This window comes from Pectinatus brassicae, from assembly GCF_014201835.1.
Taxonomy (GTDB): domain Bacteria; phylum Bacillota; class Negativicutes; order Selenomonadales; family Selenomonadaceae; genus Pectinatus; species Pectinatus brassicae.
The window spans coordinates 1-12,442 of record NZ_JACHFH010000051.1; the positions used below are offsets into that span (position 1 = coordinate 1).

General features: G+C 37.6%; 13 protein-coding genes. 9 read left to right on the plus strand and 4 right to left on the minus strand.

Features of this window, described 5'->3' with window-relative positions; translation table 11 throughout:
* On the plus strand, positions 1–674 hold a 674-nt coding region (locus HNR32_RS12835; protein WP_183863293.1), incomplete at its 5' end, for an RNA-guided endonuclease TnpB family protein.
* 113 nt (positions 675–787) lie between these two features.
* Positions 788–1,507, plus strand: a complete 720-nt coding sequence (locus HNR32_RS12840; protein ID WP_183863295.1) for a DeoR/GlpR family DNA-binding transcription regulator — start codon at positions 788–790, stop codon at positions 1,505–1,507.
* 94 nt (positions 1,508–1,601) lie between these two features.
* On the opposite strand, the gene HNR32_RS12845 is transcribed toward HNR32_RS12840, so the two are convergent.
* On the minus strand, positions 1,602–2,063 hold the full coding sequence (locus tag HNR32_RS12845; RefSeq protein ID WP_183863297.1) for a hypothetical protein: 462 nt from the start codon (positions 2,061–2,063) through the stop codon (positions 1,602–1,604).
* Positions 2,064–2,119: 56 nt separating this feature from the next.
* The gene (locus tag HNR32_RS12850) at positions 2,120–3,244 is read right to left on the minus strand and encodes a hypothetical protein (protein ID WP_183863299.1); all 1,125 of its coding nucleotides are present in this window, start codon (positions 3,242–3,244) and stop codon (positions 2,120–2,122) included.
* Between the two features lie 202 nt (positions 3,245–3,446).
* Between HNR32_RS12850 and HNR32_RS12855 the strand changes: the two genes are divergently transcribed.
* Complete coding sequence (locus HNR32_RS12855) at positions 3,447–4,106, plus strand: hypothetical protein (RefSeq protein WP_183863301.1); 660 nt, start codon at positions 3,447–3,449, stop codon at positions 4,104–4,106.
* 96 nt (positions 4,107–4,202) lie between these two features.
* On the opposite strand, the gene HNR32_RS12860 is transcribed toward HNR32_RS12855, so the two are convergent.
* Both HNR32_RS12860 and HNR32_RS12865 read right to left on the minus strand, forming a co-directional pair.
* The gene (locus HNR32_RS12860) at positions 4,203–5,045 is read right to left on the minus strand and encodes a C40 family peptidase (RefSeq protein WP_221300629.1); all 843 of its coding nucleotides are present in this window, start codon (positions 5,043–5,045) and stop codon (positions 4,203–4,205) included.
* 13 nt (positions 5,046–5,058) lie between these two features.
* Positions 5,059–5,433: an ArsR/SmtB family transcription factor gene (locus tag HNR32_RS12865; RefSeq protein WP_183863303.1), complete on the minus strand. Its 375-nt coding sequence runs from the start codon at positions 5,431–5,433 to the stop codon at positions 5,059–5,061.
* A 447-nt stretch (positions 5,434–5,880) separates the two neighbouring features.
* Here HNR32_RS12865 and trpE point away from each other — a divergent pair, with 447 nt between their 5' ends.
* From trpE to trpA, 6 genes are read left to right on the plus strand one after another with little or no spacing between them, the layout of a single operon-like run.
* A complete protein-coding gene (gene trpE / locus HNR32_RS12870; protein ID WP_231038135.1) occupies positions 5,881–7,353 on the plus strand; it encodes an anthranilate synthase component I in 1,473 nt (490 codons plus the stop codon).
* Positions 7,353–7,934, plus strand: a complete 582-nt coding sequence (locus HNR32_RS12875) for an anthranilate synthase component II (RefSeq protein WP_183863305.1) — start codon at positions 7,353–7,355, stop codon at positions 7,932–7,934. The genes trpE and HNR32_RS12875 overlap by 1 nt, the downstream gene beginning before the upstream one ends.
* Positions 7,931–8,941: an anthranilate phosphoribosyltransferase gene (gene trpD / locus HNR32_RS12880; RefSeq protein WP_183863307.1), complete on the plus strand. Its 1,011-nt coding sequence runs from the start codon at positions 7,931–7,933 to the stop codon at positions 8,939–8,941. The genes HNR32_RS12875 and trpD overlap by 4 nt, the downstream gene beginning before the upstream one ends.
* Positions 8,942–10,342 (plus strand): bifunctional indole-3-glycerol-phosphate synthase TrpC/phosphoribosylanthranilate isomerase TrpF, encoded by a 1,401-nt coding sequence (gene trpCF / locus HNR32_RS12885; protein ID WP_231038136.1) that lies wholly within the window; start codon positions 8,942–8,944, stop codon positions 10,340–10,342.
* Positions 10,339–11,526, plus strand: a complete 1,188-nt coding sequence (trpB, locus tag HNR32_RS12890) for a tryptophan synthase subunit beta (protein WP_183863309.1) — start codon at positions 10,339–10,341, stop codon at positions 11,524–11,526. The genes trpCF and trpB overlap by 4 nt, the downstream gene beginning before the upstream one ends.
* Complete coding sequence (trpA, locus tag HNR32_RS12895) at positions 11,519–12,298, plus strand: tryptophan synthase subunit alpha (protein WP_183863311.1); 780 nt, start codon at positions 11,519–11,521, stop codon at positions 12,296–12,298. The genes trpB and trpA overlap by 8 nt, the downstream gene beginning before the upstream one ends.
* Positions 12,299–12,442 lie beyond the last annotated feature (144 nt).

The following is a 12,442-nucleotide window of genomic DNA, read 5'->3' on the forward strand; positions in this document are numbered from 1 at the left end:
GGAAGATAAAAACAGTTACTATATCTAAAAATCCTGCCAATAAATATTTTGTAAGTGTTCTTTTTGAGTATGATAACCAAGTACAAGAAATTACACCTAACAAAATCGTAGGATTGGATTTTTCTATGCATGAACTTTTTGTGTCTTCTAATGGTATAAGTCCTCAATATCCTCGCTTTTATCGTCAATCACTACAGAAATTAGCTAAAGAGCAACGAAAGTTATCATTGTGTAAAAAAGGTAGCAATAATCGACAAAAACAAAGAAAACGTGTAGCTTTGCTACATGAAAAAATAGCAAATCAAAGAAAAGACTTTCAGCATAAACGTTCATATTGGTTAGCTGATAGTTATGATGCTGTTTGCATAGAGGACTTAAATATGCAGAGTATGGCAAAGTCATTAAAATTCGGTAAATCTGTTGCTGACAATGGATGGGGAATGTTCGTAAGTATGTTGAAATACAAATTAGAAGAACGTGGAAAGAAATTAGTTAAGATCAATAAATTTTATCCAAGTTCCCAGATTTGTCACGTATGCGGATATAAAAATAGTGACACAAAAGACCTTGCTATAAGACAATGGGAATGTCCTGAATGCAAATCGCAGCATGACAGAGATATAAATGCCGCCATAAACATTCGTGAAGAAGGCAGAAGAATATTGTCTGCCTAATTATATAAACCGTGGGGCACACGGGGTTAGCTTGCTTATGCTTACGACATTAGTTAGTCGTATCGAACAAGAAGTCCACACTTCAAATGCCATAGGCATTAAGTGGTGGGAGTATGTCACTTACTTATAAAAAAATAGATGTAGTAGAGTTATCTAAAAAGTTGAATGTTTCCCAGGTAACAATACGTAAATATTTAACAAAGCTTGAAACTACAGGGATGATTAAGCGCGAACATGGATATGCTATTTTACATAATGAAGATGACATAACCGGACGATTGGCGTATCATTATGCTTCAAAGATGAAAATAGCCAAGCGTGCGGTAGAATTAGTTAATGACGGAGATACGATCATGATTGAAAACGGCAGTTGTTGTGCTTTGTTGGCATTAGAGCTTGCTGCTACAAAAAAGAATTTAACGATTGTGACTAATAGTACATATATTGCAAGGAGTTTACGCCAGCGACAGTCTAGTTTTCAAATTGTTATATTGGGAGGACTTTATCAAACTGATTCTGAATGTCTTGTTGGGCCAATGGTTCGCACTGATGCTGAAAACTATAATGTTGAGTTGTTTTTTATTGGTACAGATGGATATAATAGCCGTAGTGGTTTCGCTAATAAGGATCAGATGAGGGCACAAGCCGTTCGAGATATGGCAAATTCTTGTGATAAATTAGTAATTCTTACTGAAAGTGAAAAATTTAATTTACATAGTACAATTCCTTTAAATATAAAAAACAAAGCTCAATTGCTTATTACGGATGATAAAATAGCTAAAGATACATTGGATGAATTAATGCAAAAGGATATTGAGGTGCTGGTTGTATAAAATATTGATGTTATATATGATGAAATTGAAAAGAACTGATTCTGGAAAGTTCAAAATAAAACTTTCTAGAATCAGTTCTTTTTTTATCAGTTATTTAAAAATCATCGCCAAGAATACCCATTAGGCCCAAGCAGCAGGTAAAGTCAGGCAGCCAGCTAATCGTTTCTTTAGCAGCAAGCGCTGCGGGTAAAAGCAATTCTGAAGCATAAGGCAGTTTTGGCTTGCCAAAAGTATGTTCGATATTCAGCTGTTTAGCAAGTGATTTCAATTCACTATATACTGTATAGTCAACATCACTGCAGGCAATTTCGGCAAATGGTACTTCTTTATCATTTTCTAATAGCGATAAGCGACTCATAAGTCCTTTATTGTCAAGAACTGTATCGAGTAAATAGGTATTGTCATTAAATTCAAAGGTAGTACTGTTATTGACGATGCTGTTTTTAAATATTTTATTTAGTATAGTGTAAATATCCTTATTGATATTGGATGGAAAGACACGTTTTATATGACCGTTATTGGCAGTATGATGCCAGATATATTCAATATTATCCATTATATCCCGTCCTTTTATAGTTTAATTGACCTATGTTTATTTTATCATAATAATTGCTACATATAACTATTTATATCATCAAGTAATGAATGCAAAAAAATATTAAAGCGTGCTGTTGCAGATTTAATATCTAAGACTTTTCCTTGAGCAGGGATTGTTGTAAAAGCAGCAATTGGGTCATTGTTGAGATTGGTAAGGATTTTACGTATAGCAATTTTAAACGATTGTTTAGTGCCAAGCTTTAATAATGATTCGGCAGTAATGATATTAGGGTCATTTTTATTATTATCATTAGTGGATGAATCTAAGTCCGTTTGGTTTAGCAACACATCTTTTCCCGTGATGTAATCGAGTAATTTACTAGAATCGAATGCAGATAGTTTAGTCGGTTCTTTTTGTACTTCCTTGTCATTATTTAAAGCTTTTTTTGTAGAAGGCAGGTTATCCAAAAAATCACGTATGTCAGAATGGCGATTGTATATATTTATCTGACAGGAAAAAGAATTTGCTGAAATAGTTTTGGCACTAGTAGATATATTTTCACGGTCAGCTGATTTAGAACAGGTAATAGTATCATTGAAAGTAGCGGCAATTGCAGCTAAAGCACTATTGGAAGTATTATTTTCATCTGTTTGAAAAAGAGCTGTAATATCTTTATCGGCAAAAGTATATTGCAAATTTACGCTATTATTGTCCCAAAGAGAACTGTCGTAGTTGATAGTGATGTTTTTATTATCAATGGTGAACGAAAATGAGATGCCATCGTTTTCCGGCTTTTGTCCTGTGGCAGTTACATTGATAATAGGATTTTCATTTGAGTCAAAAGCTGCTTGTAAGCTTTCAATATTTGTATTTGACAGTGCAGCTGTAGTAGATTTACTTGCAGAAGAAGCTGTGTATAGTAAGTTAAATAAGGAGATAGTGGGCTTATTATTGCTTTGCTCAGGTGAATACGGTAGTATCTTTTTTTGCTGTATAGCAGCTTGGGCTAAAAGTTGAGTATGCTTTTGAGCGGAATTGTTTTGTTCGCTGGATTTATTATTACCGATATCTATACTGTAGGCAGTTGTTTTTTGCCCCAGTGAGGTAAAAAGATTGGAATTTAGGATATTGTTTTTTGAATGTAATGCATTGGGGCTATTATTAAATAAACTTTTCTGATTACGATGTATTATCGACATAAAAACACTCCTTTGTTTATAAGAAAAGATTTATCTTTTATATATTTGAAATAAATGGTGGAAATACCTGCTTTTTACAACAGTAATCATTTACAATTTTTTGATTATTGCAATTAATAATCAAAAATAGTATATTGAAGATAATAGTATTCTTTATTAAAAGTAAATACTGTATGAATGATAGCAAGGAGTGTAATCTACCATGAAGGTAAATGATGTAACAAGCGCACTGAAAAATGGCAATCAAAATGTTGCGGAAAGTGTAATTAATAAAGCAGATAAAGCAGTAGAAAATCCGGACTATGTAGTGAAACTGGAAAAAGGCGATAATGGAGAGGCTGACAGCTCGCAAAATAAGGAAAATAGGTGGCATACGCTTGTAAACGAAGTTAATTATTCGAATACAGAAGCTGAAACGGATAAAAATATAGCAGAGCAGGCTATTAATATGGCCGCACTTGCGGATAATAGTACTAACACAAAGACTGTGTCGACAAATAACGTAAGCAGCAAGCAAAATAAAGCAACAGAAGCAGTTAATAATGAGACTATAAATAATAATATCGAGGATAATGATTATACAAAATTAATAGATAAGCTTACCCAAAAAAAGTTGAATGCAGCCGATGATGAAAATACTGTGCCACAGCAAAAGAAGGTTTCTGATTTCACTGTAAAAAGACATCATATAAAATTTTTACGTGGACAATTACAGCAGATAAGCAAGGAAATGCAGACGATGCGCAATGAGGTGCAGGATGATTCTAAAGAAATAATTCTGCGTAATATGCAAAATGAGATACAAAATATTCAACAGCAGATAAATACTACTATGGCCGAGATAATGAATTCAAGTAAATGAAAAAATGCTTTATGATGACCTGAAATCTACAGGGCACATAAAGCATTTTTTATTTTGTAACGAGAATTATAATACTTTTAAAATGGTGGGAATATACTACCGAATAATATGTTTGCCGCTGACAAAATATTTTTGCCAGTAAACATTATCAAGTTTATCAATACGAACACCGCGGCTGCTGGATGAATGAATAAATTCATCCTGACCTAAGTAAATACCGCAATGGCTTATTTCTTTGGCATCAGTGGCAAAAAAAACTAAATCGCCAGGCTGAAGTTTTTTGACAGGAACTTTCTTGCCCAACTCATATTGCTTATCAGCAGTGCGCGGCAGATTTACGTTATTTTTTTTAAACACATATTGCAGATAGCCCGAACAGTCAAAGCCCTTAGGGGATTCACCACCATATACATAAGGTGTGCCAATATATTTTTTGGCAGTAGATATTATATCATCAGCTTTTTTAGCAGGGAGAAATGGCGCGGATTCTTTGGGCGTTATTGCCCGTATTTCAGCAATATTATCATCATTTTGGCTACTGGTAGGTTTTATTCCTATGGATGGCGATTGATGTCTAATCGGCAGAGGTGTTTTTATAGCAGGAGTAGAAACTCTGCTGCTGGAAGGCGGTAGAGTTATTGCTGGGGATGAAATTATTGTTGGATTTTCAAGTAAGTCCCATGTTTGCCTATCTGTAGCACCGGTAATGGCAAGATGATTATCTTTTTGAAATTGTTTAACAAATTCTTGTGTAGAAATATCAAAAATGCCTGAGATTCTAACACCGTAATTTTGTTTTTGCAGCATTTGTTGTAAAAGACGGACGTCATGTCCCTGACTATGCAGTTTTAATATGGGGGCAGCCATTACAGTAGTGGTTGTGCTCAGAACAATAAAAAATAGTATGCTGCCAAATAGTAATTTTACTGTTTTGTCCATAATAACTCCTTGCTTAAGAATGAGATATATGTTGCAGGCACTGGTTCATCAATACTACAACATGGTCATCATCAAGTGAATACCAGGCTTCCTTGCCTTCTTTACGAAATTTTACCAGACGGGCTCCGCGCAAAATGCGCAGCTGGTGTGAAATGGCTGATTGCCCCATTTGCAGGGCTTCAGCTATATCACATACACACATTTCGTTGTCGGATAGCAAGGTAAGAATTTTTATGCGGGTAGGATCGCCTAAAATTTTAAAGGTTTCAGCTAACCGCAGGGTTGTTGTATTATCAAGCAGATTTAATTTTGATTCATTTACCATGTCATGATGGATATGGTAAATCTCACAGGTGTCACAATCTTTATTATCGAATTCTTTTGACATTGTCGTTCCTCACTAGTTGACTAATATATTGCTTATAGTATAGCAGAAATTTTTACTGACGACAAAATAAATCAACAAAATACTTGACAACTTTACAAGAGAATAGTAAAATAATCACAAAATTAATATTCGCCTAAATAAACCATTGATGTGGAGATAAAAATACATCGTGCACTTACAGAGAGCCGTCGTTGCTGGGATGCGGCAGAACGCAGAGTATTAAATGGACCACAGAGGGCATAGCCAAAGGTAATCTTAGATTACTGAGTATTCTATGACGTAGCACATGCGTTATTTGTGAGGGATATGTTGGTATCCTGCATTTAAGAGGGAATTTTTATTCCAAGCAAGGTGGCACCGCGAGTAGTGAAATAACATACTCGTCCTTGACAAATTTATTTTTGTCTTAGGGCGGGTATTTTTTTATTGCATGAAAGGGTGATATAAATGACTATGTATAAACCAACATTAGAAGAATTACAGGAAATGGCCGCGGAGTTTGATATTGTGCCGGTAAGCAGGGAATTATTTGCCGATATAAAAACACCGATAGCTGTATTACAATCTTTAAAAAATGTCAGTGACTGCTGTTTTTTATTAGAGAGTGTGGAGAGCGGTGAAAAATGGGGTCGTTATTCATTCCTGGGATTTGAACCATCATTAGAGATTAAATGTAAAAACCATCAAATGACGATAAAAAGCGGTAAAGACAGTAAAAGTTTTTATACCGATAATCCGGCAGAACAGATTCGTGAGATATTACAGGATTATAAAAGTCCGCGCTTAGCATATTTACCGCCGCTTACAGGTGGACTAATCGGTTATTTTGCTTATGAATATATTCGCTACAGTGAAAAGAAACTTGATTTTGCCGGAAAAAAACAAGAACTTAATGATGTCGATTTAATGCTTTTCGATAAAATAATTGCTTTTGATAATTTACAGCAGAAGATATTTTTAATTGTAAATATTCGTACCGATAATTTGGCAGAGAATTATCAAAAAGCTCAAATAGAATTAGATAAATTAGCTGATTTAGTAGAAAATGGCAAACCTTATCAGGAAAAGGCCGGACAGCTGCAAAGTGCTTTTAGCAGTGAATTATCAAAAGATGAATATGCGGCGATGGTAAGAAAAACACAGGAATATATAAAAGAAGGCGATATATTTCAGGCAGTACCATCAAATCGACAGCAGGCTGATTTTAGCGGCAGTTTATTAAATTCCTATCGGGTACTTAGAACAACTAATCCTTCACCATATATGTTTTATTTTAGTGGCAGGAAAATAGAGCTAACGGGGGCATCACCCGAAACATTGGTAAAATTGACTGATGGAAAATTATCGACTTTCCCGATTGCCGGAACAATGCCGCGGGGCAAGAGCATAGAGGAAGATAGCGCTCTTGAAGAAAAATTGCTTACCGATGAAAAGGAATTAGCTGAGCATAATATGCTGGTCGACTTAGGCCGCAATGATTTAGGGAAAATCAGTGAATTTGGCACAGTACAAGTCGAGAATTTCCATAAGATAGAGCGATTTTCCCATGTTATGCATATAACTTCAACGGTAACAGGACAAATCAGAAAAGATAAAGATGCTCTTGATGCTATTGCCGCAACGCTGCCAGCAGGAACATTATCAGGCGCGCCGAAAGTACGGGCCGTGGAAATACTGCATGAACTGGAAAAAAGTATGCGGGGAATCTATGGCGGGGCAGTTGGCTATATAGATTTTACTGGCAATATGGATGTATGCATTGGTATCCGTATGGCGGCAGCTTATGACGGCAAGGTATATGTACGTTCGGGCGGCGGCGTTGTCTATGATAGTGTACCGGAAACGGAATATATGGAATCATGTAATAAAGCAAGGGCAATGATTGAAGCGATTGAAAAAGCACAGGAGGTTAAAAGCTGATGTTGTTATTAATAGATAATTACGATAGTTTTTCTTATAATCTGTATCAGCTTTTAGGCGAAATTGGTGCTGATATAAAAGTAATAAGAAACGATGAAATGAGCGTTGAAGAAATCGAGCAGCTGGCACCGCAGCAGATTGTCTTATCACCGGGGCCGGGGCGTCCCGCTGATGCAGGTATCTGCGAAGAGGTAATAAAAAAACTTGGGTATAAGATACCAATTCTTGGAGTATGTTTGGGACATCAGGCTATTGGCGAAGTATTTAAGGCTAAGGTTACTTATGCTAAGAAAATTATGCATGGCAAGCAAAGTATGATTGAGATTATTGCGGATATGCCGATATTTGCTGGATTGGCAGAAAAATTTCCAGCAGCCAGATATCATTCACTGGCAGTTGAAAAAGAGTCACTACCAAATGAATTAGTAGTGACAGCGCAAAGTGATGATGGTGAGATAATGGCACTGCGCCATAGAGAGTATCCGATATTTGGCGTGCAGTTCCATCCCGAGTCAATTTTAACGCCGCAGGGGCGGATTATATTGAAAAATTTTTTACAGATAGGCGGTGCACAGGCATGATAAAAGAAGCTATTTATGAAATTGTAAATGGAAAAAACCTCAGCTATGATTCAGCTAATGCAGCGATGTTGCAGATAATGGAAGGACAGGCCACAAATGCCCAGATTGGCGGCTTTTTAGCGGCACTTCGTTTAAAGGGTGAAACTGTTGAGGAAATAACAGCTTGTGCCGCAGCTATGCGCAGCAAGGGACTAAAAGTACAGCATCATAATACTGACGTTTTGGAAATAGTTGGAACTGGCGGGGATGAAGCCAATACTTTTAATATTTCTACTACGGCATCATTAGTAGTTGCTGCCGCTGGTGCTGCTGTAGCCAAGCATGGCAATAGGAGCGTATCGAGTAAATGCGGCGCGGCTGATTGTTTGGAAGCATTGGGAGTAAAACTGGAGCTTACAGCGGAGAAAAATGAATCGATATTAAAGAATGTGGGTATGTGTTTTATGTATGCACCTGTTTATCATTCTTCGATGAAATATGCCGCACCGGTCAGAAAAGAACTCGGCATCAGGACAATTTTTAATATATTGGGGCCGCTGAGCAATCCAGCCGCTGCCAGTATTCAGCTTATGGGGGTTTATGATAAAAAACTGGTAGAGCCAATGGCCAGAGTTTTGAACAATTTGGGGGTTAAACGTGGTGCAGTGGTTTATGGTGATGGCCTTGATGAGATAACAGCTTGTGGAAAAACAACTGTTTGTGAAATTAATAATGGTAAATTCAGTGATTATGAAATAGACCCGGCTGATTACAATTTTACTTATGCTAAGTTAAGTGATTTAGTAGGTGGTGACGGAGCAGAAAATGCCATTATAACTAAGAAAATTCTGCAGGGTGAACAGGGTGCTAAACGAAATGCGGTGCTTTTAAATGCGGGTATGTCAATATATTTGGCCGGCAAAGCAGAAAACTTGGCGGCTGGAATAAACAAGGCAGCGGAAATTATTGATAGTGGTGCAGCACAGCAAAAATTAACGGAATTTATTGCAGCGACAAATGAGGTATAAATGATGATATTGGATAAATTAGCAGACAGTACGCGTAAACGGGTCGAGGCCTGCAAGAAAAAAATATCGTTGGAGCAGCTGAAACGACAGGCAGCTGAAAAAGAAAATAAGCAGGCATTTTTGTTTGAGAAAATGCTGAAGACAAAAGATATATCATTTATTTGTGAAGTAAAAAAAGCATCTCCATCAAAGGGCATTATTGCTGAAGACTTTCCTTATTTGCAGATAGCTAAGGATTATGAAAAAGCCGGAGCAACTGCTATTTCTGTACTGACGGAGCCGGAATGTTTTCTTGGTAGTGATGTTTACCTTCAAGAAATCGCGCAGGCAGTAGATATACCGGTATTACGCAAGGATTTTACAGTCGATGAATATCAAATATATGAAGCATATTTATTGGGGGCCAGTGCAGTATTATTGATATGTGCGTTGTTGTCGGTTGAGCAATTGCTACGTTTTCGGACAATTGCCGATGAACTCGGGATTTCCTGTCTTGTTGAAGCACATGATAAAGATGAAATAGAAAAAGCCTTGGCTGCGAAGGCTCGTATAATCGGGGTAAATAATCGTGATTTACGTGATTTTACCGTAAATATAAATAACAGTATAAGAATGCGTGAGTATGTGCCGGATGATATTATTTTTGTATCGGAAAGCGGCATAAAGACAGCGCAGGATATAGAAGCTTTGCGCCAGCATAATGTGCAGGCAGCACTAATCGGGGAAACTTTTATGCGAAGTACCGATAAAGTTACGGCATTGGCAGAGCTGTTTGGCAAAATTCAAGTGCCTAAGATAAAGTTTTGCGGCATAAAAAGTCAGGCTGATGTTGCAATTATAAATAAAGTAGAGCCGGATTATATTGGTTTCATTTTAGCACCGAGCAAAAGGCAGATAACTGTGGAATTAGCACGACAGTTAAAAGACAAATTAAAACCACAGATTAAAACAGTGGGCGTATTTGTTGATGAAGCATTAGAAAATGTAATTACTGCCATAAAAACGATACAGCTTGATGTCGTGCAGCTGCATGGCAATGAAACCGAAGAATATATAGAAGAGCTGCGGCAAAATACAGCAGTTGATATTTGGAAGGCAGTACGGGTAAAAAATATCAGGGAAATAGAAAAATGGCAAAATTCGGGTGCGGATAAATTGTTATTTGATACATATCGCCCAGCAGTGGCTGGCGGTACAGGTGAAGTTTTTGACTGGTCAGTATTAGAGAATTGTCAACGGCCATTTGTGCTGGCGGGAGGTCTTAGTAGTAAAAATATCGTTAAGGCAGTGCGGCGCTTGTCTCCTTGGGCAGTTGATATCAATAGTACAGTGGAAACAGATGGTAATAAAGACAGTGAAAAAATTAATGAAATAATGGCGATAATGGAGAGATTAAGATGAATACAAAAGGAAGATTTGGCATTCATGGCGGGCAGTATATTCCCGAAACATTAATGAATGCAGTAATAGAATTAGAAAAAGCTTATGAGTACTATAAAAATGATGCCCAGTTTATGGCTGAATTTGAAGATTTATTAAAAAATTATGCCGGACGCCCATCATTATTGTATTATGCCCAGCATATGACTGAAGACTTGGGCGGAGCTAAAATTTATATAAAACGTGAAGACTTAAATCATACCGGTGCCCACAAAATAAATAATGCTTTGGGGCAGGTGCTGCTGGCTAAAAAAATGGGCAAAAAAAGAGTTATTGCCGAAACAGGTGCCGGACAGCATGGTGTGGCAACAGCAACAGCAGCTGCTTTTATGGGTATGGAATGTGAAATATTTATGGGTGAAGAAGATACGGAAAGACAAAAGCTCAATGTCTATCGCATGGAACTTTTGGGAGCAAAAGTGCATGCTGTTACCAGTGGGACAAAAACATTAAAGGATGCCGTAAATGAAACATTAAGAGAATGGACTAAACGTATTGATGATACGCATTATGTATTAGGCTCAGTTATGGGACCACATCCGTTTCCAACCATTGTCAGAGACTTCCAAAGTGTTATCGGTAAGGAAGCTAAGCAGCAGATTTTACAGGCAGAACACAGACTGCCCGACGTGGTAATGGCTTGTGTCGGCGGTGGCAGTAACGCTATCGGCATGTTCTATGATTTCATTGGCGACCAGGATGTGCGGCTTATCGGCTGTGAAGCAGCCGGTCGTGGTATTAAAACAGGGCAGCATGCCGCAACATTGGCAACGGGAACAGAAGGTATTTTCCATGGCATGAAATCATATTTTTGTCAGGATGAATATGGACAGATCGCACCGGTTTATTCGATATCGGCAGGACTTGATTATCCGGGAATCGGACCGGAACATGCTTATCTGCATGATATTGGCAGAGCCGAATATGTGTCAGTAACCGATGATGAAGCTGTAAATGCTTTTGAATATTTATCAAAAGTCGAAGGAATTATTCCAGCAATTGAAAGTTCGCATGCTGTAGCGCATGCTTTAAAAATAGCACCAAAGATGGATAAGGATAAAATTATGATTATTTGTTTATCAGGTCGCGGCGATAAAGATGTGGCAGCAATAGCACGTTATAGGGGGATTGATTTACATGACTAAATTGCAAAACGCTTTAAAAAATAAGAAGGCTTTTATTCCATTTATAACGGCAGGTGATCCGGATTTAGAAACTACCGAGAAAATTATCATAGCTATGGCTCAAAATGGCGCCGATTTAATTGAAATCGGTATTCCGTTTTCTGATCCGGTAGCTGAAGGTCCGGTAATTGCTGAGGCCAGCAAAAGAGCATTGGATAATGGCGTTACTACTGATGATATTTTTGCCATGGTCAAAAAAGTGCGGGAAAAAGTTGATATCCCCTTGGCATTTATGACCTATGCCAATTTACTATATGTTTATGGCAAGGAAAAATTCTTTACTAAATGTAAAGAAGTAGATATCAATGCCGTTATTATTCCCGATATTCCTTATGAAGAAAAAGATGAATTATTGTCTTATGCCAATGCCAAAGATGTAGCGCTTATTTCACTTATTGCGCCAACATCTAAGCAGCGAGTAGCAATGATCGCCAAAGAAGCACAGGGCTTTATTTATCTGGTATCGTCACTAGGTGTTACTGGTGTGCGCAGTGAAATAAAGACTGACCTTGATAGTATCGTCAAAATTATCCGGGAAAATTCTGATTTGCCAATAGGCATTGGTTTTGGTATTTCTACACCGGAGCAGGCGCAAAAGGCCGCCGCAACAGCGGATGCTGCTATTGTCGGCAGTGCCATTGTTAAAATGATTGCTGAGTATGGCAGGGATGCAGCTGAGCCGGTCGGTGAATATGTAAAAGAAATGAAAACTGCTGTTATAAAAGCACAATGATATAAAAAAAAGAGTCAGTTAGAAAATTTGATTTTTTAACTGGCTCGTTTTAGGTGCGCCCGGCATGGGCGCAGTCTAACGGGTGAAAGTCCCGAGTGTGGGTTAATAGTGCCAAGCACATAGCTCAAGGCAAGGGTGTCCACC